The following is a 23,360-nucleotide window of genomic DNA, read 5'->3' on the forward strand; positions in this document are numbered from 1 at the left end:
TACAGAGTCCAGATTGCTTGTTCCCTCGGTTATCTCATCGACAAAAATATTGAAGCCACTTCACCCGAATGGCTACAAGGAATTTAACTATCTATTCGATGTCTTGGGACTTTTGCGAGAAATGCTGCTGCTCTAGAGCGATCATTCAGAGGCAACAGCTACCGTCATAAGATTTCCCATCACAGCGCGACGTCTACTGTATTGCTTTTCCTGAATAGCCGGCCGTTTGGTAATTATATGAAAATTAGCATGAAGAACGGTTTGTGAATAAATGGTGTTAGTGGGTGGGAAAAGTGTCTCGTCCTAAGGTGCAGACCTCTTCCTCAACACGAGGATTGCCACTAATGCCGCCACCCCTGCTAACACAAGGCCGCCAGCGAAAATGTACTCAAGTGGTAGGCCCGATGGGTCCGTTGTCCTTGTACCGTCCGCGATCATTGCTTCTATCGGGCCGGCGGATTGCCCCTCACCATTGCCATTGACCGCAGCGACCGAGTAATAATATTTTACACCTTCCTCGAGACCGCTGTCCAAGTACGACGTTCCGGTAATGGTGGCGATGTTGTTCTTCTCGTTCACATTTGATCCTCTGAATATTTTGTACCCGGTGATGATCGAACCTCCGCTGCTGCTAGGCGTATCCCAGGTTAGCTCGATCGTCAAGTTATTAACCGTCGCCCCAAGGTTCCGAGGAGCTGACGGTAGGTGTGAGATAGACGCTGGTGTAGCCGAGACGGGGTCAGTAACTACGCTCTCTCCCACCTGGTTGATCGCCGCGACCTTGTAATAGATGGTCTTTCCGTTCTCCAGCCCAGTGTGCAGGAAGCTCGTGCCAGTGACGGCGATCGCGGTGAAAGCGCCGCCCTGGACAAAGCTCCAATATACCTTGTATCCGGTGACAGGCTCTCCCCCCTCATTGGTCGGAGCTATCCAACTCAACTGGACCTGACCGTTGCCCGGTATTGTGTTCAGACCGGTCGGAGGCCCTGGAGGGGTCGCTACATCCGATGTGAAGGTAGCATACTTGAGGTCGCCATTCGAATAATCATAATAGCATATGTGTACCCGATCCTGAGAGTCTACGGCGATGGAGGAATCACTTCCGACTTTCCCTACGCTGTCGATGGTCCAGGAGCTCCAAGAATTGCCTGAGACGGTGGCGTACTTTAGGTTGGCGTAGTCATTATCGTAATAGCATATGTGTACCCGATCCTGAGAATCCACGGCGATGGAGGTTAGTAAACCTACATCCCCTCCACTATCTACGGTCTGGATGCTCCAAGCCCCACCAGAGTTGGTGGCGTACTTTAGATCATGATCGGCATAATCATAGTAGCTGATGTGAACGTTGTCCTGGGAGTCCACGGTGATGGAGGAGAACCGGCCGGCAGCTCCCGCCCCGTCAATTACATGTGTGCTCCAGGCTCCACCTGCATTGGTGGCGTACTTGAGATCGTCGTTCGTATCATCCCAATAGCTGATGTGTATATGGCCCTGGGAGTCCACGGTGATGGAGGACTCTCCACCGACCGTTCCCGTACTGTCGATGGTCCATTCCATCCAGGGACCATCTGCGTCAGTAGCATACTTGAGGTCTCCATTCGAATAGTCATTATAGCTGATGTGAACTTGGTCCAGAGGGCTGATAGCGATCGAGGTCTCAAGGCCGACAATATCTGTTCCATCGAGGGCCTGGTTGCTCCAAACGCCACCTATGTTGATAGCGTATTTCAGGTCACTATTTGTCGAGTCATAATAACTGATGTGTACATCATCCTGGGAGTCTAGCGCGATGGAAGAGTAAGTTCCGACATTTCCACCACTGTCGATGGTCCAGGTAGCCCAAGGTCCTCCCAGATTGTTGGCGTACCTGAGGGCATCATTGGTGTCGTCATAGAAGCTGACATGAACGTGATCGTGGGAGTCTAGTGCGATGGAACAGGACCGACCGACATGACCCAAAGAATCTATTACCTGGATGGTCGGATTGTCCGCATCAGCTGCCTGGACCGCTCCAGACGTGGAAATGATAATGACCATACCTGCCGCTAGGACCATTATTATTGACAATGTCAAGCTCACGCTTACTCGACGCCACCCCACACGAACTCCTCCGGACTCCTCGAGGAACGGTCCTCAAATAAGCTATTATACAGACCAAGAATGAATTATTTGAACGGTATGGTAATACAACCTAACCAAAACGAACATTATCTGGCAGAACGCTGCCAACGGCTCGATCGCCAGGCGATTAAAAACTTTCTACTAGAGATTTTTTTATCAAAGACAGTCAGAGGACGGCCTGCAGGCCGTAACTGTCGCATACTGCTGCGGGTATCATCAGCAGGTCATTCATGTCGATGGCCTTTCTCGCCTCTCCGTACCCTGCCCATGGCATCCGCTGCGAGCATGGCATCAAGGACGCGTTCCGGGGTGACGATGCCGGCCTCGTGATGTATGGGTTGCCCCGGGGCACAAGCCTTTTCCGCGGCAATCATCAACCTCTCCCGGCTCACGTCCCTCAGGCCGATATCGTCCAGCGTGGTGGGCAATCCGATCGACTCGCAGAACGAGTGAACGGCATCGATCTCCTCCGCATCTGCATCGGTGAGCTGAAGCCCGCTCAGTACGCCAAAGGCGACCTTTTCACCGTGGAAGAATGAGTGCGTTTCGATCAACGCGGTCAGGCCGTTATGGATGGAGTGTGCGGATGCCAATCCCGCGCTCTCGAACCCCAACCCGCTCAATAAGGTGTTGGCTTCCACGATATGGTCAAGAGCCGTGTTGACGATCCGGTCGTCGTTAGCGGTCATGGCCGCCACTCCATACGTCAACAGCGTTTCATAGCAAAGTTTCGCGAGATGGAGCCCTGCCATCGTGCTGAGCCCACCGCACTCGTTCGGTGACTTTGTGAGGTGGCATGATCTGGCCTCGAACCAGGTGGACAGGGCATCGCCCATCCCTGACACTAAGAAGCGTGTCGGCGCCTCAGCTATTATACTGAGGTCGACCAACACCGCCGCGGGGTTCGCTCTCTGGTAGCATACCGAATCGAAGATACCATCCTTTGTATACAGCACTGCGCAACCACTGCATGGTGCGTCAGTAGAAGCGATCGTAGGAACGATGATCACGGGGACTTCAGCGCGATCGGCGACTATCTTGGCCGTGTCGATGGTCTTTCCACCTCCCATGCCCACGATCACATCTGAATGCGATTGGTCTACGACGGAAAGCAATCGGTCCAGCTCCTCCTCGCAACACTCACCACGGAATAGCTCTATCCGGTGGCCCTGAGACTCCAGGTCCAGGTTGCACTTAGGAAGCGCCTTCTCGATCACCGAGGGAGAGACCAATATCGCACTACGAGTACCCAGCAATTTGATCAGTGCAGGCAATTCATTGATGGCTCCGACACCTTGGACATATTTTCCGGGAAAGACTGCCTTCCTGAGCATACGGACCTCCAACGAAAGTCATATTTTTTGGAGATAGAATGGTCGTTCAATGACTTGAATGGGACGACTGATCGTACGATTATTCATCGTCATCCATTCAGAGTGAAGAGTGATAGGACAAAACAAGAACCATTTAAGGGGCCTTTTATTCTTTCTTTTGTAAAAATTATATAAAAAAAGATACACTCTATCGACCTTCTCAGGAGCGATTGATGAGTTGGTAGAAGTACCAAGATCCCCAGGGGATGGTCGAAAAAATCGCTCAATATGTTCTGGCAATTAGGCATCACCAGGCCGTCGAATGGTTTTAGTGTCGGGGAGAAATACGACAGTAATGGGAGCCGCAGCTTTAACTGTCAGTACTGGATGGCCTATGGGAATGCCGATCTGAAAGGGGGGATCGGTCCCAGATCAAGGTCCGGCCTTCCTCCTAAAAAATAATATCGCCCCCGTACCGATAACGGCCCCCAATCCAACGAACAGGATGATCGGAACGGTGTAGTCCACCGGCTTATCAGATGAGGTCGACCCACCGGAATCGGGCAAAGTAATTGTAAGCGGTTCGCTCTGGCTCCCCTCTCCAGAAGCGAAGACCGCGCTCACCTGATAGGTATAGCTTTCTCCGGCCGTCACATTGCTGTCAATGAATCCCAGGGATGAGGTTGAGTATGTACGGTTCGTGCTTCCGGGGCTGCTTCGGTAGATCCGGTATTCTGTGATAGAAATGGCCGATGTGCTATCGATCTTTGCACGAGAAGAGACGAGATCTTCGGACGTCAGCGGCAGGAAGCCATTCTCCTCGGCGATCCTCTGTCCCCTTTCTGAGCTAAGCACATAATCGACCCATGTCCCTAAGACCCCAGTGGGAGCACCGTTGATGTAGAGATAGTAGTTCCTGGCCAGTCGGTAGGAGGAATTATAGGCGGCTGCGTAGTCGAGTGGCGAAATAGCTGGGCTATCTGGTGTAGAGCGAACGCTCACAATGTCAACTCCAGACGTTCTTTCCAGGTAGCCAGTGCGGATGATACCTACACCACCGATGGAGCCAGCAACCTCACCGGCACAGGTCAAACTGTCGTTCACGAATTGAACAGAAGGTGAGAAGACGCTTCCTACCATCAACGAATTGTTGAAGAACAGGTAGGGCGGCCCGCCCGGTCCAGGCATGAAAGGCTGTACCGCCAGATCGTTGCCGCCCACATCCTTCCAGTTGACCACGCTGCCGTTGTATAAAGCTTTCAGCTGGTCCGCAGTAAGTTCAGTGATGCCCGTCCCCGGGTGTACAATAACGGCACTGCTCTCCACCGCCACCTTGATCTCGGTAACGTTAAGGCCGACCAAACTCGCATTCTGAGCCTCACTCACGGTGATCTTCCTCGAGGCCATGGCCACATCGGAGTGCTTCGCGATCCATTCGGAGAACGCAATATTGTTCCCTCCACCTTTTAGGTTAATCATAATAGTTGGATACACTAGGGTGAAGGAGCCATTGATGGCGGACATCATGACGAATGATGAGTCACAGCCGGTCTGATTTATCATGCCGGCCGAGGTGGAAGGAGCGTTCCAGGTTAAATTGATACTATCACCAGCCAACGAGGCCGAGGCACCGACCGGAGCTGGAAGGGGCATGTTACCTTCGCCTAGCATTGGCATTGTTGTCATCAGCATCAAAAACGCTATGCTGATCACAGCTAGCATCACCCGTCCCTTCATAGCTCTCCCATACCAAGCGAATGATGTCAAGTGGCAGTATAATAAGGTGAAGAAAATCGGGGCTATAGGTCCGTTACATTCTGGGCCTGTCCATACATATCTCTCGCTATCTCAGCATTGTTTAGACGTGGTCGTTTGAATTTTTACCATGATGTCCATTGTACGGAGCATCAGGGGATGAAAGACCATCAAGCGGGGAGATTCGTTCTGCTGTGGGTACAGGTGTTGTTGGAAAAGGAGGTGCACACGAGGAGTGGGACGCCTTTTTTCATTTTTTATAGGCGATGATATGTTTCGTTCCGTGCCAATGCAAGATCTGCGACTGGTCGTTGTCTTTATTCGAATGGACACCAGAGCTTAGTGAGATGGGGCGCTCTGCAACAGCTATATAGAACGGGAGCTCACTTAGTATCAATTTAGAAAATTTAAGGGGGGATTCATAGGTCTGAAGTGAAGCAGTCTGAGCTAATAGGTCCTATCGATTACTTGGTAGTGATGTTTCCGGGGAACCAATTCAACGGTAAGATCGCGCCAGAATTGTCCAAGCTGGAAAAGGATGGCATCATCAGGGTGATCGATCTCATCTTCATCACCAAGGATGGGGAGGGTAACGTGGGTACTATGGAGATCAGGAACCTTGGCGGTGAGGTGGGAGATTCGTTCAAGTGCTTCTCCCACAATCTCAAGGAATGGCTGTCGTTGGACGACATTGAATCGATCGCCGATGGGCTACCGTTAAACACCTCAGGGGTAGCGATGCTCTTTGAGAACCTTTGGGCTGTGAGGCTTAAGGGGGCGGCCATGGATGCCGGCGCACAGGTCCTCGCCCAGGGTCGCATTCCTCATGATATAGTGGTAGAGGCTATGAAAGAACGGATCACTGAGGAGGTAATCAGATGAGAGGAAGAGGAGTCGCACTATTGATTGGAATGAAGGCAGGACAGTCCAAGGCCCAGCAGCAAGTGGCCGCACAAGAGCAGGCCAAACAGGCCCAGCAACAGGCGTACGAGAAGGGTGCTCAGGATGCCCAGGCACAAGCACAGCAGGCATCCGCTCCTGCCCCCGTGCCATCGCCTGCACCAACCGGACCATCCGCTGCAGGAGGAGACCTCACCGCACAGCTTCAGAACCTTGCTAACCTGCACGCTCAGGGCATATTGAGCGATGAGGAGTTCGCCGCAGCCAAGAAGAAGTTGCTGTCGGGCTGAGGGGTTAATGTAAAAAAGCGCTCGGCCGGCCGCCTTTTGATGGGGCGAACCGGTTAGAGAATTGAAAGAAGTTCAGCGCCTATAGCTGAGCTTATATCCTATCAGGGTTGGCAAGTAGAGTCGGGTCGATCCCTCATCGGGGTGAGCGCTTATTCAGCACTTTCACCGATCAGGACAGACATCACAAGTTTTTCCGATCTCTGAGGACTGGGTCATCGGGCTCGCCCGCAGGCGTGTCAGCATTGTTCGCCCGCAGGAGATGTTCGATGCGCTCCAGCCTGTCAAGTATTTTCTCCTCCTTGTCCTCAAGATCCTGTAACCTTTTATCCAAATCGCATAATCTTAAATTGTCCTCTGTTGTAATGACGGATCCTTCGGTCCTCACCGTAGCCCTGCGATAGATCAACCGATGGGCAAAATACCCCGCTATCGTGGCGTAGATGCCAACACCAGTGGTCATGAGCACTATTCCCACGAAGCGTCCGCCAGCGGTCGTAGGATACATATCTCCGTAGCCTACTGATGATATGGTCACATAGGCCCACCACAGTGCGTCCTGTGCTGACTTGATGATGGGATCTGAGGACCGGCCTTCAAAGTACATTATCGAAACTGCACAGGTCTCCAGGATAACGATCACCAGGAATACCGCGATGAACAGGGTGAATTCGGCACCCTCCCTCTTCACGTCTTCCCTGACACGGTCGAATCGGAGGTGGTGGAGGGTCAGATATGCCCTTAACCCCCTAAACAACCACGAGATCTGGATGAATGGAATGCATGCCAAAAGGTCCACCCATCCCCATTCGTGTATCAGATAATGGGCCTTCGAATCAGCCACGATTAAACGATATATCAGATTTAGGACGAAGAAGAAGCTGAGATAAAGGGTGATGATGTTGATCACATCTCGAACGTAAGGATCGATGATGATAAAGGCGAGGAAGGAATTGATCACCGACAAGATCGAGACCAGGGCGATAGCCAGGGCAAGGTTCGGGTTTCTTTGTTTGATCTTTTCCTCAACGGCCATCTGACATCATCACCCGGTAAGCACCATGCATCTCCGATCGCTTTTCTTACCTAACAAGGAATATCGCAGTTCGTGCTTTTGGAGTTAGTGATATTCGGCATCGACAATGGCTCTTGCCGCCTGCTGATCATCGGGGGAGAGAAAAAAGGGAGATCGCTGAACAAGTGTAATGTCCAATAATTTCATTGAAGCGAGCTAGTTTTGGATGGTTGGTTGTTTATCATTGCTCTCTTGAATTTTTTGTATGAGGCCATATGGAGACGTTGTCGCGCCAGTTCTCGATGTGACGCCCATCAATGTGAAAAGGTGGGCGTTCTCGAACCGCATGTCGAGGCCGTGGCCGGACAGGAATAATGTTCTCACGCACTCTCCCTCTCCGACCACCATTGATGATCGTGATCACCACCGCTCCGTTGCGATCTACTTCTTCCGCTCCTTGCCGCTCGTGTAGGCCTTCCCCACGACCTCTCCCAGACGATAATAGTTGTAGCCGGAGTAGACGATGGGGTCGATCTTCCTGGGATCAGGTTTCCCATCGGTCATACAGTCCTTGGACATGAGTACGTCGACGACCTCTCCTATGTGGAGGTTGTGGCTCCCCAGCTCCAGGGTGTGACGCAGCTCGCATTCGATGTTTACCGGGAACTCACTGATCAGCGGAGCGGTCTCCAGCTTTCCGTAGAAGGTCTCGAACATCGCTTGCTTGTCGACCTTGCTGCCGGAGGATATCCCGCAGTAGTCCATCTCTACCACGTTCCTAGTGGATGGTATGTTGATGCTGAACGTCCCGTTCTCGATGATCCCCTTCTCAGTATACCTCGATGTGTTGATGGCGATGGAGATCATGGGGGGGTCCATGCACGCGACGCCCGTCCACGCCACGGTCATGTAGTTCGGCTTCCCCTCGACATTGGCACCGACCAGCACCGCCGGCATGACCGTCATGTGCGGTTTGAACGCAAAGGATACCTTGTCCAAATGATCACCACGATGAGAAGAGCATCGGCGCCGCGATTATTTAACAGATATCGAGGCGTTTAGTACGTTGCCGCGCGTTCCCATAGGAGGAACGAGGCTGCTCGTAACATCCTACTTCTTTTCGATCTTGTACAGATAACCTGGAATTCATCATGGGGCATTTTTGAAACGTTAATATATCGTAGGTGGCCAAACCGATTCGTTGACGGAGATAGGCTCGAAGACATTCACGAAGGCGCGACTACTATTTCGGTTAGCAAGGCCGCACTTCCTGGTCACAGGCATCATGCTTTACACGCTCGGAGCTCTGCTCGCGATCGTCAACGGAGCTATTGTTGAACTAACCGTTCTTGTCTTCGGTTACGCCATCTTCCTGTTCTCACACATCTCCATGCATTTCAGCAACGACTACTTCGATCAGGAAGGGGACAGACTATCTCAACGTACGCCCATGTCCGGCGGCAGCGGGGTCCTCGTCGAACACCCCGAGATGGCTCATCTAGCTCTGATGGTTGCAGTCTTGTTGCTCGCCGCCTCGATGGTCACCGCCACAGTGTTCACCTTGTATTATTCGTATCCTCCGTCCTTCCTGATCTTCGCCGTTCTGGGAGCACTGCTCGGGTGGTTCTATAATGCCCCGCCTCTTCGACTCGCTTACCGCGGTCTGGGGGAGATCTCCACTGTCATCGCCGTGGGGCTCGTCATGCCAGGAATGGGATATTTTGTGGCGTCCGGGACGATCGATGTGTGGTTCATGATCCTCGCCCTCCCCCTCTTCTGCTACGGGCTTTTCTTCATCGTGACGGTGGAGATGCCGGACATCGAGTCGGACAGACTAGCCGGTAGGGAGAACCTGCTACTCGATCATGGTCTGGAAATTGGCACTAAGGTCGCTCTCTTCGCTACGGTACTGGCGACGGCATTGCTCATTTCTATCGCATATTCGGGCGTCTTAGGTTCGACCATCGACATCTGGCCCCTGGTGTTCTTTTCTCTGATTCCCTTGACGATAGCGACATATGGGGCCGTTCGAGATCTACGACAACGGAATAAGGTTCTCTCTCAGGTCAAATTGAACTTTTCCAGTTTGATCGGCTTGGTCCTTGTCTTCATTGGTATTGCTGCTACAACGTCCTAGACAGATATCACTTGATGCTACGGTCCATCTTCACATTATCTGCCACTTCATCTACAGCGATCACCTATCCGTGGAGCTTTTTCTTTGCCATATTTTTCCGCATCTGGGTACTGATCATATCTCTCCCAGCACCAGAGGTTCATATAGAGCGTGCTCAAATCTACGAACGGTGTCTATATGGCGAGGGTTAAGATCGGATCTAAGGCCGAGGTCCAGCCGGGCGGGATGATCGGGGTCGACGTTCAAGGGAAGAAGCTCGTCCTGGTCAACGTTTCTGGCAAGTTCTATGCGATCGATGGGATCTGCACGCACGCGGGCGGTCGTCTCTGGGAGGGGCGTCTCATCAACGAAACGACGGTGAAGTGCCCCCGCCATGGTTCCGAGTACGATGTCCGCACCGGGAAGGTCCTGCACGGGCCATGGGTACCGTTCGGCAAGGCCCATGATCTGAGGGCGTATCCGGTGATCGAGGACGGAGAGGAGCTGTTCGTGGACATTTGAGGTTGAGGCGATCACTGCTGTCACTTAAAGGTAGTTCGAGGATGGTATAAGGAATATAGAAATGACCATGCTTGTAAGTAGCATAGTATATACTTGGATGATAGGCTAAGAGTCTTTCTTAGTCTTAAATGAATAGAAAATAATATCAAATCAAGTGAATCAAATTGTAGAGTCTATATAAGATAATATCATTTTTAATAGATAATATGATCTGCCCTAACTGTACTACTCATGTTGCCGAACAAGCAACTTTTTGTTACAATTGTGGTAAACAAATCGCAGGATCAGTCGATCAAAAACAAATTTTACATGTTCAATCAAACCCGAAATTTATGGCATTACCACCAGAACTCAATGGAGTAATAATCCTCAGACCAACAGAAGGCATCTTGGGAGTTTGGTCCGCCCGCAAATATCGAAGAGAACATACACGTCAGGGTGATAAAGATGTGTATGATCCAGGCTACCTCGTTGCTTCAAATCAGCGAGTTTTTTACATAAAAGAATCTGGCCTGATTAAAAAATCCTATGCAGCGATTGAAACGATAGCTTATGAGAATATGGCCGGTGCCAGTGCGAAGAACGGTTTATTTTCATCAGCATTAATAATCGGTCATGAACATGGAGAGACGAGGCTAGTGCACCTTTGCAGAATAGATTCCAATGGTCAAAGTATGGGGAAACCCTTACCTGAAGAGGTTCAACTTCTGTTAAATCAATATGCTCAGGAAAGACACCAAGAAATTGAACGAGAGAAAAAGAGGAGCCGGGTCCAATACGTACTCGACTTCTCTTTCTTGAAGGCAGAGATGGAAAAGGGAGGTGTAATAGTTCAAACGATTAAATGCCCTGCTTGCAGTGCAGGATTAACACTCCCTTCGACTGGTAACAATATTAGTTGCCCATATTGTGGGAGCATGGTATATGCACAGGACATATTTGAGAAAATGAAGGGACTCATAGGCACCTAAGAGACTATCTTCATTTGATGCCTTTAGTAAAAATAATCAGGTTTGGACGCTCATTAAAAATAGACTACTCTAAACAATTGGTGCGAGGGTAGTAATGATAGCAATAAAATGTCCATAGTCACCCGTTAGCACGGTGTATGCAGGCAGCCGTCCCTGTTCAGAACCGTTAGCTGAATATTTTGTTTGGACAGCCAATTGATAGCCTCCAATGTGATGTTTCCGGAGTGCCCATAAATGACTATGTTATCGTACTCGTCGTACTTCGGCTTTAGCTCGTAAGTCGATGGCTTCGCCCTCTCATATTCATGACCATCCCTGATAATGAGATGGGCGTTCTCCACCCGCATGTCGATGCCGTGACCTGAAAGGAATAGTGTCCGCATGATGCTCTCCCCCCCACTTACAGAGCTATGGCTACTTGTAGCTCAGTAAAAAGTGGTCAGAATTAATATTGGAACTCGACCTATTTTAACTATCTGGCTAGGCTTATTATGTCACTTGTGACAGTCTTGATGGTACGCCTATCTATTTGGCAATCAAGATACCTTTATGGCCGCCTCCGACGCCATACAGCATAGGTCACAGCTCCTACACCGGCAACAGCAATCAATCCGACAATTGCTACCTGGCCTTCGAGGGTGTCAAGGAATGGGCGTGAATGATCTTGGCCATTATCAGAGCTGGCTGGAACGGTTACGCTAACATCAGCACTGCGTTCTCCCTCACCAGCAGCACTCACCGCACTGACCTGGTAGTAGTAGGTTTGGTTGCTCAAGACATTGGTATCTAGGAACGATGTTCCTGAGATCGATGTCAGCAGACCAATAGTTGCCGGTGAGGTACCACGATATATCTTGTAAGATGAGATCTGACTACCATCCGCAGGAGAGGTCCAGGTTAAAGAAACGGTGCCGTCGTTGACCGAGGCATCAAGTTTATTAGGAGCAGAGGGAAGCTGAATTGTTGCGAGTGGCGTGGCCGAGGCCACTTCCGTCATTTCGCTCTCGCCCATGGCGTTAATGGCCGCTACCTTGTAGTAGTATGTTCGCCCGTTCTCCAGGCCTTCGTGGAGATAGCTGGTACCGTCGACCACAGATGATGTGTAAGGACCACCAACGGTCAGAGCCCACGATAGATTGTATCCGGTTATGGGTGATCCTCCATCATCATTTGGTGCAGTCCATAATAGCTGCACTTGGCCGTCACCAGGCGTGGCGGTCAGATCCGTAGGAGCATTTGGAGGAAGGACTAATGTTAGCGGAGCGCGTGGCGTTGCGCTTACCGACTCGCCCATTGTACCGGTTCCAGCAACTGTATGAGCTGCCACTGCGAAATCGTAACTAACCCCGTTCGTTAGCCCGGTGATGGTTTTCATAGTGCCTTCGACATGAGCTACATCTGTGCCGTTCATGTAGATGATATAATGATCGATCTCCGCTCCCCCGGTGTTCAACGGAGCGTTCCATCTTAGGGTCACTTGATTGTTCCCAGGATCGACGACAAGTCCCGTAGGAGATCCAGATTTTTCAGAGATATAATCGCCCATCGTCAGACCGTTCCAAACCCCCCCGGGTGGAGGGAAATTCGAGGCGGTGTATGCATGACCTCTGATCTCCGCTGGAGTGGAACTTATCCAGCCCGGACCAACATTGGTCGGGGCCTCGAGACCCAGGAACGTTATCGAGGTCAGGGCCTTGCATTCCCCGAACGCATACTCGCCGATGCTGGTAACACTGGCCGGTATGGTCGCGCTCTTCATGGCCCACGGGCACAATATCAACTCGGTAGCGGCCTTGTCGTACAGCACACCATCGATGCTAGTGTATGCGGGGTTATCCTCATCCACGTTTATCGAGGTCAGGGAGGGGCAGCCTTGAAACCCATAAGCGGAGATGGACGTGAGGCTGCTTGGGATATTTACTGTGGTCAGAGAGGTACACCCACTGAACGGTTCCTGCGGTCCGATGGACTTGAAGCCCTCTGAAAAGGTCAAAGAGGTAAGTGCGGAACAATCAGTGAATTCATACCATCCTACACTTTCTACGGTTCCGGGGATGGTTAAGGAGGTAAGGCCGCTATACTGAAACGCGAAAGGAAGGATAGAAGTAACACCTTCAGGGATAGTTAAGGTTGTCAGGGAGGAGCATTCAAGGAATGCGTATTCGCCTATCAATTCGACTGTACTTGGGATAGTCACTGAAGTTAGGGCATGGCAGCCATAGAACATTTGATCAGGTATGGACCTAACGCCCTCGGAGAGTGTTACGGAGGTCAGGGAGGGACAGCCCATAAACGTACCCCTCCAGATAGACGTGACACTGCCAGGTATAACCACGGAGGTTAGGGAGGTGCAGCCCGAAAAAGCTTCATACTCAAGGGTTGTGACGCTGTTCGGTATGGTCAGGGAGGTTATAGAGTAGCCCAAGGAGAAGGCAGACGTTCCGATGGTGGTGACCGGATAACCGCCTAGCGTGGACGGGATGGTGATCACTCCGCCATCTCCAGTATATGCGGTAATGGTAGCATTGCCATCACTAACCGTGAAAGAATAATCACCATCCTGCTCAGCCTTAATAACATCTGGTAGAAAAACAACGATCGATATGCATAATGACAAAATGACAATTAGTACTAACGCTATTGAAACACACCTATGGATCAGCTTCACCTAAACCCCCTCACCTTAATCCCTAAGTCGTCATTGAAATGATTTCGATGGATTTTCCACACCAGTATCGTTATTCAAAATGATAACAGTTCTTTTAATATTGTTTTCAGAATCTAAAGATTGACCTAGATGAAATTTAAAACACAATGGTGGTCTCCAGACCATATCCATCTGGCTATCGGTTAAAAGTGACTATTCAACGGACCACATAATGACCGGGTTACGATGTGACAAGGGGCGACAAAAAATGAATGTTATATATTATGCAACATCTGTCATGAATAATGTATAATATATTTTTTTTACCTCTCGGCTGTTGCATTTTAGTAAATAAGTATGGCTGGACCGGTTAGTTTTTATCATTTTATAAAAATTAAATATTGATTTATCCATTGATAACAATGCCTCTTGGGAAAGCGCCTATGGGATTTTCCATCGCCAATTTGGATTCAAAAAGATGATATTAGGGGGGTAGCGGACAATGGATAGTAAGAGTAAAATGCTAGTGACAATAGTCACAATTGCGCTGACAATTTCCCTAGGGGCGGTTGCCATTGAAGCAGGATTATTGAATATCATCTTGCCGAAGGGTGACAATGATCAGAGCCAGAATACGAATGAAACTACGGGATTGCCAGATACTATTCCGAATCCGGAGCCTACGCCAACTCCTATCGATACAACTCCCAACGACAACGATATAGACGATACCCAGCCCGAACCAGGGCCCGTACCTGAGCCGATACCGGTACCGGACCCGAAGCCTACTCCGGTGCCCATATTTACACCCGTGCCCGTGCCTGAGCCGACTCCAACGCCGGTACCTGAGCCGGTCACCGTACCGGAGACCCATGACTACAGCGGCAAGGGCAACGGCTACACCGGGTCTTTTTATGTGGATGGTTTTGTCATCTTCCATGTGCAGGTGGACCAGGCTTCCAATGCCCCGCTGGATGTGTATTTCCAATCCAGTGACGGAATGGGAGGAAGCTACCCGCTGATAGAGGACCGCACCGGTTCGTACCACGCCGACGTGTGCATAGGGACCGCGGACATGCCAGACTACCACGCTGGCAAGGGCTCGTGGTACATCGAACCTGGCAACTATCACCTGAAGATAACGGCCACCGGCGAGTGGTCCGTCGATGTCATCCATCCGAGCGGCAAGGGCCGTGTACTGCCGCAGACGTTCAAGGGGAGCACCGACGCGGTGTACTCTCTGGGCATGTGGAACGTGGACAACACCTCGGTGAAGTTCGAGCTGAGCTACAGCGGAGCGGGGCACGTCGCCGTGTACCTGTGGTCCTGGGACGGGTATGGCTATATAATGGCCTCAACAGAGACCAGGGCGGTGTTCATCGACCCTGATTTGGACGGAGTGACCTCCAGGACCATGACCTTCGGCGGCAACGTGCCCGATGAGAATTTCGGTCCGTGGTACCATCCGCCCGAGGGCGTGTACTATCTCGCCATCGTCGCGGACGATGCCAACTACACGGTGAAGGTGAGCTAAAAACCCTTTTATATCCTTATTTTTCGTCCTTCTTTCAGACGGCTGTCTGACTATATCTTACCTGATGCATTTTCTCTCTACAAATGGTAGTACCTTCTCCAGTTCTAACGCCCCCCTTTATCTACAATTTTTTTCCTTCTTTATTGCCATCTAGATAGAATTAGTACTACAATTGATCAACAATGGAATCTTACTATTCTGTGGCAGGGGGGCGACAAATTGAGTAATTGTATACTACCCCAAAACAATTGGTGCGAGGGGCCGGATTTGAACCGACGAACCTCTTCAGGAACAGATCTTGAGTCTGTCGCCTTTGGCCGATGACTAGGTCATCTTTGACCTGGCTTGGCTACCCTCGCTTTGGCTCTCGTTATTGTCCAAGGCTTTTTAAATGTTACCTTCTGCCTGAAGGCCCCATCCTCTCGATAAAGTTAGCGTCCTCATTGCCTTCTTTAATTTATTTCTAAAACAAAATAGTAATTTATTTATAATATTATTCTAATTCAAATATACCTGTGAAAGCAGGTCAGGGGAGAGCGCCAAATTGCCTCACCACTTCCTCCAGATTCGAACCACCCATAATGTAATCACGGAGTGGCGCTCTCCCCTGTTATCCCTTCTTATGTGGTGACCTCGGCCTTGTAGCCGTTGAGGACCACGGTATGCTCGGTCTGCGAGACCATCCCGCCCTTGATCTCCGTGAGGATGGGGTAAGCGTACAGAATGCCGTGCCTCACCAGCGTCTTGAGGTGCAGCTGCGCCTTGGGATCGAGGGCGGTGCACCAGCGCTCGCAGAACGGAAGCCCGTGGAAGTTCTCTTTTATCAAGCTCATGAGCTTCATGGCCCCGTCGTCCTTGACCTCCCGGTCCCGCAGGATGCGGTAGATGTTTCCAGGCTTGGAGTTCCGCACCTCGCCCCCGCCGTTGGTGGCGAACGGCTCGATGGCGATCATCATGTCCTTCTTGATCTTGGTGGGATTCCCGTCATCATAGTTGGCGATGGTCAGACCGGCATGCAGATTGTAGCAGCCCATGCCGTGACCGGTGAGGTTGGTCACCGGCAAAAAGCCCTCGCTCTTTATCGCATTCTCGATGGTCCCGCTGATGGTCCCGACTGTCACGCCTTCGCTCACCGTCTCCACTGCCATGGCCAAGGCCTTGGCGGAGGCGTTGATGAGGTTGGTCCAGTTCCTGGTGCGGACCTCCACCGTCTGCGCCGTATCTCCAATATATCCATCCACCTGCGCGCCCACGTCGACCTTCACCAGGTCCCCCTTCTTGAACGTCAGCTTGTCGTCCGATCGGGGCGTGAAGTGAGCGGCCTGATCGTTAATGCTGAGGTTCGTGGGGAACGCCGGCCGGGCGCCCTTCTTAATCATAAAAGCTTCCACTTCCTCCGCCACGGACAGCAAGGTCACTCCTTCGTCCACAAGGCTCGCTCCCAGCTTGCGGGCCTCGCCCGATATCGCGCCGGCCCTCCTTATCTTCTCCAGAACGTCCTCATTCATCTAATGCCGCCCTGATATCATCCTCATCTATGTCGCCCTGCCTGATCATATTTATCTCGCCCTCCGAGAACTGGACTATGGTCGACGGCCTGCCTATGGGGGCGGGGCCGGCATCCAGGTACAAGCTCACGGAAGGACCCAGATCCTCCATGGCGTCCTCACACGTCCGGGGGTTCTTGTGCGAGTGGACGTTGGCGGAAGTTGTGATGATAGGCCCGAACTCCTCTATGATCCTCAGCGCCACGGGGTGGTCCGGGATGCGGATGCCTATCTCCTGGCTGGATGCTGTCAAGATATCAGGTACCGCCGGCCTCTTAGTAACGATGAGCGTGAGCGGGCCGGGCATGAACTTGCGCACCAGCTTGCGCGCCCGGTCGTCCAGCACCGCGAGTTCCTCCATCATCTGCAGGTCCTTGACCACGATGGACATGGGCATGTCGAAGGGGCGCCTCTTGACCATATAGGCCCTCTTGACGGCCGTCTCGTCGAAGGGATCACAACCTAACCCATATACTGTATCCGTCGGGTACACGATCAGCCGTCCCGCGGACAGCTCAGCGACGATGTTCTTTATCTCCGATTCAGGGATGAAGGCCGTCCCATCCCTTTGCTCGCACTTTATCACTCTCATTTGTTCCCCCCTTGAACTTCCCTAAATGACACCTAGATACGTCAATGCGTCTTTAACTTGCTGGCCGCCATCGCCCAGGGCGCAGGGCCCATGGCCGGGATACAGGTCCAGCGGGTCCAGGAGCGATAGTCCTCTCACCGAAGCTACCAGCTGGCCATGGTCCCCGGTCGCCAGGTCCCAGCGTCCTACTCCCCCGGCGAACACCGTGTCCCCGGACAGAAGTATCCTCTTGACGCGGTCGTAGAGGCAGATGCCGCCAATGGTGTGGCCCGGCGTGTGGATGACCTCGAGATCGTGCTCCCCGGTGGAGAAGACCTCGCCTCCGCTCAGTTCGTTGACGTCAACCGGTTCCATCCTCCCGCCGAACATCTGGGCCTCGGTGCCCCTTACGGACCCCTCCCTTACGGGGGCGGCATCCTCCCTGTGCACGTAAAGAGGTGCATTCAAGTCTCGTGACAACGCCGCCGCCCCGCCGGTGTGATCGTAGTGGCGATGGGTGAGGACTATCGCCTCTACCGCCGTTCCTCCGAGGAGCTTGGTGATCCGCTCGAGGATGCGCGCATGCCTCGTTCCTGAGCCTGTGTCCACCACCAGCGGCCTGTCTCCGGTGACGATGAAAATGTTGCAATCAAAACCGGCCCCAGGCAGCATATGGACGGTCATCTTCGCTACGTAGAGGAACAAAATATTTAGTCTTTCCTAAAATATGTTAATATGAGAACATAGCGCATTTTTCTCTTTTAACGGGGGGCGAGAATCGGCGTCCAGATGCCTAGTTCTCAAGAACCGCCTAGTGGACCATGGGAAAGAATATCAGTCGGGAGCTTCGTTAATGTGAACATAACATGATGCTTCTGGAGGACCGGGGGAAGGAGCTTTTCCGTGAGCATGGCATAGATGTGCCTGGAGGTAGACGATACAGTGATCCGGAGGAGTTGCGTAGCGCCTCCCTGCCCCTGGTTCTCAAAGCTTTGGTCCCGGTGGGAGGACGGGGGAAGGCGGGCGGAGTGTCCAAGGTGACGACCTCGGAGGACGCGGTGAGGGAGGCTATCCGGATACTTTCCCTGGAGATCTCCGGATACCGACCACAGGGGCTTCTGGCCGAGGAAGTGCTCTCTATCGAGCGCGAGATGTACCTCAGCATCGTCATCGACCGCTCCCTAGGCATACCTGTCCTACTGGCGGGCGCGGTCGGCGGGGTGGAGGTGGAGTCCTTACCGCCGGATGTAATGGGGCGGTGGCCGATACATCCCTTCCTGGGCGTGGGGGAGCATCTCGTACGGGAGGTCGGCCGTTCCCTGTCACTTCGCCATGTGGAAGAATTCGGAAAGATGCTGCGCGGCCTCTGGGAGCTTTTCATTAGAACGGACTGCGAGCTGGTGGAGGTGAACCCCTTGGTCCTAACCACCGAAGGACGGTTAGTGGCCGCAGACTCCAAGGTAGTGGTGAACGACGACGCGATATTCCGGCATCCGGAGATCGGCGGCGACCTGCCGGTGATGGACGTGCTGGAGGCCGAAGCACGCCGGGAAAGGATGAGCTTCGTGCGCCTGGACGGAGATATTGGGGTGATAGCCAACGGCGCCGGGCTCACCATGGCCACCCTGGACGAGGTGGACTCGCAGGGAGGAACGCTGGGAGGCTTCCTGGACCTGGGAGGAACGGACGATCCAAGGAAGATAAGGAAAGCGTTCGAACTGATGTCCCGCTCCGGCGTGAGCGTCATCCTCGTCAACATCTTCGGGGGCATCACCCGCTGCGATACCGTGGCCGAAGGGGTCCTGGGGGCCATGGATTCGCTGGAAGTGGTGCCGTTCATCGTAGCGCGGATACGTGGTGTGAACGAGGAGCTGGCCCGCAGCATGCTGGAGTCGCGGGGCATCCGCGCCCACCTGGACCTAGGTTCGGCGGTCTCGGACGCGGTGTCCTGGAGGTCTAGCGCATGATCGACGGCCGGAGCCGGGTGATCGTCCAGGGGATCACCGGGCACCAGGGTCGCTTTCATGCTCAGGCCATGAGAGCCTTTGGCACTAGAGTGGTCGCGGGAGTGACCCCCGGTAAAGGAGGAGAGACGGTCGATGGTGTCCCAGTGTATGAGTCGGTGAGGGAGGCTGCCAGCTCCCAGGGTGTGGACGTGTCCGTGGTGTTCGTACCCGCGCCCTGGGCCAAGGACAGCGCCCTGGAAGCGTTGGAGGCGGGCGTACCGCTGGTGGTCATCGTCACCGAGGGGATGCCCGTGCATGATGCCATGACCGTCATCCAGTTCGCCAGGGTCATGAACGCCAGGGTCATAGGCCCCAACTGCCCCGGGGTGACGGTGCCGGGCGCGGCGAAGGTGGGCATCATGCCCAACGGCATCTTCAGGGAGGGAAACACCGCGGTGGTGTCCCGAAGCGGGACTTTGACCTATGAGGTCGTCAACTCACTTACGGAGGCGGGGATGGGGCAATCCATATGCCTGGGCATTGGAGGGGACCCGGTCATCGGCACGTCCTTCGTGGACGCCCTAGGGTTGTTCGAGGCTGACGAACGAACCTCCGAGATCGTGCTCATAGGGGAGATAGGAGGTACGGCCGAGGAGGAGGCTGCCAGTTACATCAGTGCTAAGACAAAGAAACCCGTGGTCGCCTATATCGCGGGCCGTACAGCGCCGCCTGGTAGGAAGATGGGGCATGCGGGGGCGATCATCTCCCAGGGCCGGGGCTCAGCCCGTAGTAAGGCGGAAGCCCTGAGAGCGGCCGGGGTCCGTGTGGCCGAGAGGCCTTCAGAGATCGCCAGGCTATTGACGGACGTCCGGCGCCGATGACCTCTTCATTATATTATGTGAATATCTAATGAGGTAATGCTAGAGAACGTATTGCTGTTTTTTTGTGACCATTTTGAAAAGTTATATGTCCGAGCACCAAGCTATGTATCCACTTGCCAGAGAGCCGTCCGCTAGTTGGACGGCGAATATATGGCGGTAAACAGGTTAAGAAAGCCTTAAATAGGACAGCGACTTAGCTGGGAAAGCCTGAAACGGAAATGATGTCTCAGGCATAGGCGCTGACCTATATGTCTGGCATGACCCGGAAACGGATCATGCGGGTGCAAGCCCCCCTGCAAAATGCTTATATACAATAAGCGCTTTGGTGGGAAAGCCCGGACCTGAAAAATGATTCGGGCTGTATGGTTTGCGAGGAAAGCAACCTATATATACCCCTTCGAGCATGAAGGGGAGCTGCGGCCGAAGTCAATTATCGGCCAGGCAGTATCACTCTGATGCACCCGGAAAGTGCTCCTTTTCGGGGAAGTGGTGGAGAACGGACAGGATTATGGAAGAGGTCCTGCGTTTGATGAATACCGATCATATGCAATTCGGACGTGTGTTAAGCCGACACAAGTAGCGGCATGCTACGTCGTATGGGGAATGGCTCGGCTCGAGCGCCGATGAAGGTCGTGTCAAGCTGCGATATGCACCGGGTAGTTGCAAGAATACTATGATCCGGTGACCGCCGAATGGGACTTCCTATTCTTCGGAATGTTGAGTAATCAACGGGAACGCGGGGGATCGAAACATCCTAGTACCCGCAGGAAAAGAAATCACCGAGATGCCGTCAGTAAAGGCGATCGAACGCGGCACAGAGCAAACCGAATCCCTCATAGAAATGTGAGGGAGTTGTGGTGTAGTGGACCCAGATACATCTTCACTGGACAACCCGAAGTTGCCTGGAAAGGCACACCAAAGAGGGTGACAGTCCTTTAGGGATAATCCAGAAAGATGAGTTTTGGTGTTCCGGAGTAACGTGCGTTGGATATCGCGCGTGAAGCTGGGGAACATTCATCTCCAACTCTAAATACGTCTCGAGACCGATAGTGCAGTAGTAGCGCGAGTGAAAGCTGAAAAGTACCCTTGACGGGAGGTAAAAAGAGCCTGAAACCATCCGACTATAACCAGACATGGCGTTAAAGCGAAGAAGCTCGAAAGAGTGGAGCAACGTTTTGTTATCCGTTTTGAATAACGGGCCAGCGAGTTCTGATCAGTGGCGAGACTAAGGTTTTGAAAACCGGAGTCACAGGGAAACCAACAAGCACGCAACACCGCAAGGTGCGAGGTGCGAGGTGCGCTCGCCTGGAGTCACTGGTGGGATACCCGAAGCCAGTTGATCTATGCGTGGGCAGGTTGAAGCCCCTCGAAAGGGGGGTGGAGGACCGAACAGGTATTGATGTGCAAATCATTCTGATGACCTGCGTATAGGGGTGAAAGGCCAATCTAAACTGGAAATAGCTGGTTCCTCTCGAAACTTGTCGCAGCAAGACCTCAGCCGAGATAGATTGTGGGGTAGAGCGACCAATCAGGGGCTTAGGCCGGGAAACCGGTCGGCTCTTTGTTGAACTCCGAACCTGCGATCGTCGTAGACGCTGGGATTGAGGGCCTCTGGGGTAAGCTTGGGGTCCATAAGGAAATGAATCCAGCCTAGGGTTAAGGTCCCTAAATACCGGTTAAGTGAAACATGAAACTGAGTCCGTAGTCTAAGACAACCGGGAGGTGGGCTTAGAAGCAGCCATCCTTCAAAGAAAGCGTAACAGCTCACCGGTCGAGATTATGGGCCAGGAAGATGGACGGGTCTAAAGCCGGTTACCGATACCCTAGAGCACCGCAAGGTGATCTGGTAGAGAGGTGACGTGCATGGGTAGAAGTTTGGCCGTGAGGTCAAGTGGACCGTGCTCGTATAAGGATGCTGGTAGGAGTAGCAGCAAAGAATGGTGAGAATCCATTCCGCCGCAGGGGCCAGGGTTCCTCGGCAATGTTCGTCAGCCGAGGGTTAGCCGATCCTAAGACAATACTTAATCGAAATTGTCAAAAGGGAAACAGGTTAATATTCCTGTGCCATGGCATTCATTGCCTAACGGGAGACACATCCGGATAGATCGAGCAGGGGTGTCAACCTGTTCAAGCGTCTAAGCCTTCGGAGAACCGTAATGGTGAGAAGTTGGTGAATGCGCGAGTAGGCGGACGAAGGTCCGCTTCGATCGATTCCCGGTGTCAATGAAAATCTCGTTAGTTTAGTTTGTCATGTTCGTACCAAGAACTGACACAGGTGCCCCTAGGTGAGAAGCCTAAGGCGTGTCGGCGTAATCGTAGCGAGGGAATTCGGCAAATTAGCCCCGTACCTTCGGTATAAGGGGTGCCAGCAATGAAGATTGCTGGTCTCAGTAACAAGGGAGCTCCGACTGTTTAATAAAAACACAGGTCACAGCTAGTCCGAAAGGATTTGTATTGTGGCTGAAGCCTGCCCAGTGACGGTATCTGAACCTCGGGTTCAACTGAGCGAAGGACCGTTAAACGGCGGGGGTAACTATGACCCTCTTAAGGTAGCGTAATACCTTGTCGCTTAATTGGCGACTCGCATGAAGGCCCAACGAGAGCTCTACTGTCCCCGCTTCGAAGCCGGTGAAACTGATAGTACCGGCGCACAATCCGGTATCTTCCACCTGAAAGCGAAGACCCCATGGAGCTTTACTGCAACCTGTTGTTGTGGTACGAGCCCCGATGTGTAGGGTAGGCAGGAGTCGTTACCAGGGATTGCCGCTAGGCAATTTCCGAGACAACAATGAAACACTGCCCTTCGGGACTCGTATCACTTACTCCTTCGGGAGGACAGCTATAGGTAGGCAGTTTGGGTGGGGCGCCACGCGCTCAAAAAGATAACAAGCGCGCCCAATGGTCAGCTCAGGCAGGTCAGAAATCTGCCGTTGAATGCAAAGGTAAAAGCTGGCTTGACGCGGGTTAGGACAATAACAATCCGCGATACGAAAGTAGGGCTTAGCGAACCACTCAGCCTTCTGAATGGGGGCGAGTGATAACAGAAAAGTTACCCTGGGGATAACTGAGTCGTCGCTAGCAAGAGTTCATATCGACCTAGCGGTTTGCTACTTCGCTGTCGGCTCTCCCTATCCTGGCGGTGCAGCAGCTGCCAAGGGTGGGGTTGTTCGCCCATTAAAAGGGATCGTGAGCTGGGTTTAGACCGTCGTGAGACAGGTTTGTTGCTTTTTG

At 52.6% G+C, this 23,360-nt stretch carries 18 protein-coding genes, 1 tRNA gene and 1 other annotated feature; of the genes, 8 read left to right on the plus strand and 11 right to left on the minus strand.

The genetic code is table 11. From position 1 onward, the window contains the following. Positions 1–303 precede the first annotated feature (303 nt). The 3 genes from GXX95_10285 to GXX95_10295 form a co-directional block, all read right to left on the minus strand. Positions 304–2,103: a hypothetical protein gene (locus tag GXX95_10285; GenBank protein ID NLT38527.1), complete on the minus strand. Its 1,800-nt coding sequence runs from the start codon at positions 2,101–2,103 to the stop codon at positions 304–306. Between the two features lie 245 nt (positions 2,104–2,348). Further along, positions 2,349–3,458 (minus strand): glycerol dehydrogenase, encoded by a 1,110-nt coding sequence (locus tag GXX95_10290; GenBank protein NLT38528.1) that lies wholly within the window; start codon positions 3,456–3,458, stop codon positions 2,349–2,351. Between the two features lie 411 nt (positions 3,459–3,869). Continuing rightward, on the minus strand, positions 3,870–5,114 hold the full coding sequence (locus tag GXX95_10295; GenBank protein ID NLT38529.1) for a hypothetical protein: 1,245 nt from the start codon (positions 5,112–5,114) through the stop codon (positions 3,870–3,872). A 510-nt stretch (positions 5,115–5,624) separates the two neighbouring features. On the opposite strand from GXX95_10295, the gene GXX95_10300 reads away from it, so the two are divergent. Both GXX95_10300 and GXX95_10305 read left to right on the plus strand, forming a co-directional pair. Continuing rightward, the gene (locus tag GXX95_10300; protein NLT38530.1) at positions 5,625–6,074 is read left to right on the plus strand and encodes a DUF1269 domain-containing protein; all 450 of its coding nucleotides are present in this window, start codon (positions 5,625–5,627) and stop codon (positions 6,072–6,074) included. Next, the gene (locus GXX95_10305) at positions 6,071–6,382 is read left to right on the plus strand and encodes an SHOCT domain-containing protein (protein ID NLT38531.1); all 312 of its coding nucleotides are present in this window, start codon (positions 6,071–6,073) and stop codon (positions 6,380–6,382) included. Before GXX95_10300 ends, GXX95_10305 begins: the two co-directional genes overlap by 4 nt. Before the next feature lie 181 nt (positions 6,383–6,563). Here the strand turns inward: GXX95_10305 and GXX95_10310 are convergent, their stop codons facing one another. Both GXX95_10310 and GXX95_10315 read right to left on the minus strand, forming a co-directional pair. After that, positions 6,564–7,415 (minus strand): hypothetical protein, encoded by an 852-nt coding sequence (locus GXX95_10310; protein ID NLT38532.1) that lies wholly within the window; start codon positions 7,413–7,415, stop codon positions 6,564–6,566. A 420-nt stretch (positions 7,416–7,835) separates the two neighbouring features. Further along, positions 7,836–8,393, minus strand: a complete 558-nt coding sequence (locus GXX95_10315; protein ID NLT38533.1) for a flavin reductase family protein — start codon at positions 8,391–8,393, stop codon at positions 7,836–7,838. A 202-nt stretch (positions 8,394–8,595) separates the two neighbouring features. Between GXX95_10315 and GXX95_10320 the strand changes: the two genes are divergently transcribed. From GXX95_10320 to GXX95_10330, 3 genes are all read left to right on the plus strand, one after another. Next, positions 8,596–9,531 (plus strand): prenyltransferase, encoded by a 936-nt coding sequence (locus GXX95_10320; protein NLT38534.1) that lies wholly within the window; start codon positions 8,596–8,598, stop codon positions 9,529–9,531. A gap of 177 nt (positions 9,532–9,708) precedes the next feature. Further along, a complete protein-coding gene (locus GXX95_10325) occupies positions 9,709–10,032 on the plus strand; it encodes a Rieske 2Fe-2S domain-containing protein (protein ID NLT38535.1) in 324 nt (107 codons plus the stop codon). A gap of 206 nt (positions 10,033–10,238) precedes the next feature. Next, the gene (locus GXX95_10330; GenBank protein ID NLT38536.1) at positions 10,239–11,003 is read left to right on the plus strand and encodes a hypothetical protein; all 765 of its coding nucleotides are present in this window, start codon (positions 10,239–10,241) and stop codon (positions 11,001–11,003) included. A gap of 125 nt (positions 11,004–11,128) precedes the next feature. Here the strand turns inward: GXX95_10330 and GXX95_10335 are convergent, their stop codons facing one another. Together GXX95_10335 and GXX95_10340 are read right to left on the minus strand one after the other, a co-directional pair. Beyond that, on the minus strand, positions 11,129–11,386 hold the full coding sequence (locus GXX95_10335; GenBank protein NLT38537.1) for a hypothetical protein: 258 nt from the start codon (positions 11,384–11,386) through the stop codon (positions 11,129–11,131). A 164-nt stretch (positions 11,387–11,550) separates the two neighbouring features. After that, a complete protein-coding gene (locus GXX95_10340) occupies positions 11,551–13,671 on the minus strand; it encodes a fibronectin type III domain-containing protein (protein NLT38538.1) in 2,121 nt (706 codons plus the stop codon). Positions 13,672–14,443: 772 nt separating this feature from the next. Between GXX95_10340 and GXX95_10345 the strand changes: the two genes are divergently transcribed. Continuing rightward, positions 14,444–15,184, plus strand: coding sequence for a hypothetical protein (locus GXX95_10345; protein ID NLT38539.1), 741 nt, complete (start codon positions 14,444–14,446; stop codon positions 15,182–15,184). A gap of 249 nt (positions 15,185–15,433) precedes the next feature. Here the strand turns inward: GXX95_10345 and GXX95_10350 are convergent. The 4 genes from GXX95_10350 to GXX95_10365 all read right to left on the minus strand — a co-directional run bounded on the left by GXX95_10350 (position 15,434) and on the right by GXX95_10365 (position 18,007). Beyond that, positions 15,434–15,543, minus strand: a tRNA-Leu gene (locus GXX95_10350). Positions 15,544–15,804: 261 nt separating this feature from the next. Further along, positions 15,805–16,692 carry a type II methionyl aminopeptidase gene (locus tag GXX95_10355; GenBank protein ID NLT38540.1) on the minus strand — a complete coding sequence of 296 codons (888 nt, stop codon included), beginning with the start codon at positions 16,690–16,692 and terminating at the stop codon, positions 15,805–15,807. Beyond that, entirely contained in the window at positions 16,685–17,323 is a 639-nt protein-coding gene (locus GXX95_10360; GenBank protein NLT38541.1) for a threonylcarbamoyl-AMP synthase, read from the minus strand. Before GXX95_10360 ends, GXX95_10355 begins: the two co-directional genes overlap by 8 nt. Positions 17,324–17,344: 21 nt before the next feature. Further along, on the minus strand, positions 17,345–18,007 hold the full coding sequence (locus GXX95_10365; GenBank protein ID NLT38542.1) for an MBL fold metallo-hydrolase: 663 nt from the start codon (positions 18,005–18,007) through the stop codon (positions 17,345–17,347). Between the two features lie 161 nt (positions 18,008–18,168). Here GXX95_10365 and GXX95_10370 point away from each other — a divergent pair, with 161 nt between their 5' ends. Together GXX95_10370 and sucD are read left to right on the plus strand one after the other, a co-directional pair. Beyond that, positions 18,169–19,269: a succinate--CoA ligase subunit beta gene (locus GXX95_10370; protein ID NLT38543.1), complete on the plus strand. Its 1,101-nt coding sequence runs from the start codon at positions 18,169–18,171 to the stop codon at positions 19,267–19,269. After that, the gene (gene sucD, locus GXX95_10375) at positions 19,266–20,129 is read left to right on the plus strand and encodes a succinate--CoA ligase subunit alpha (GenBank protein NLT38544.1); all 864 of its coding nucleotides are present in this window, start codon (positions 19,266–19,268) and stop codon (positions 20,127–20,129) included. Before GXX95_10370 ends, sucD begins: the two co-directional genes overlap by 4 nt. Positions 20,130–20,722: 593 nt before the next feature. Continuing rightward, positions 20,723–23,356, plus strand: a sequence feature (possible 23S ribosomal RNA but does not have good blast hits on one or both of the ends). The last annotated feature ends 4 nt before the right edge of the window (positions 23,357–23,360 follow it).

Origin of the sequence: Methanomassiliicoccus sp. (assembly GCA_012719175.1) — an archaeon.
Lineage (GTDB): Archaea > Thermoplasmatota > Thermoplasmata > Methanomassiliicoccales > Methanomassiliicoccaceae > UBA6.

Excerpts from the sequence above, each read along its gene's own strand:
- GXX95_10310 (NLT38532.1), bottom strand. The coding sequence starts at position 7,415 with ATGGCCGTTGAGGAAAAGATCAAACAAAGAAACCCGAACCTTGCCCTG.
- GXX95_10325 (NLT38535.1), top strand. The coding sequence starts at position 9,709 with ATGGCGAGGGTTAAGATCGGATCTAAGGCCGAGGTCCAGCCGGGCGGG.
- GXX95_10330 (NLT38536.1), top strand. The coding sequence starts at position 10,239 with ATGATCTGCCCTAACTGTACTACTCATGTTGCCGAACAAGCAACTTTT.
- GXX95_10355 (NLT38540.1), bottom strand. The coding sequence starts at position 16,692 with ATGAATGAGGACGTTCTGGAGAAGATAAGGAGGGCCGGCGCGATATCG.
- GXX95_10305 (NLT38531.1), top strand. The coding sequence starts at position 6,071 with ATGAGAGGAAGAGGAGTCGCACTATTGATTGGAATGAAGGCAGGACAG.
- GXX95_10335 (NLT38537.1), bottom strand. The coding sequence starts at position 11,386 with ATGCGGACACTATTCCTTTCAGGTCACGGCATCGACATGCGGGTGGAG.
- sucD (NLT38544.1), top strand. The coding sequence starts at position 19,266 with ATGATCGACGGCCGGAGCCGGGTGATCGTCCAGGGGATCACCGGGCAC.
- GXX95_10360 (NLT38541.1), bottom strand. The coding sequence starts at position 17,323 with ATGAGAGTGATAAAGTGCGAGCAAAGGGATGGGACGGCCTTCATCCCT.
- GXX95_10290 (NLT38528.1), bottom strand. The coding sequence starts at position 3,458 with ATGCTCAGGAAGGCAGTCTTTCCCGGAAAATATGTCCAAGGTGTCGGA.
- GXX95_10295 (NLT38529.1), bottom strand. The coding sequence starts at position 5,114 with ATGCCAATGCTAGGCGAAGGTAACATGCCCCTTCCAGCTCCGGTCGGT.
- GXX95_10370 (NLT38543.1), top strand. The coding sequence starts at position 18,169 with ATGATGCTTCTGGAGGACCGGGGGAAGGAGCTTTTCCGTGAGCATGGC.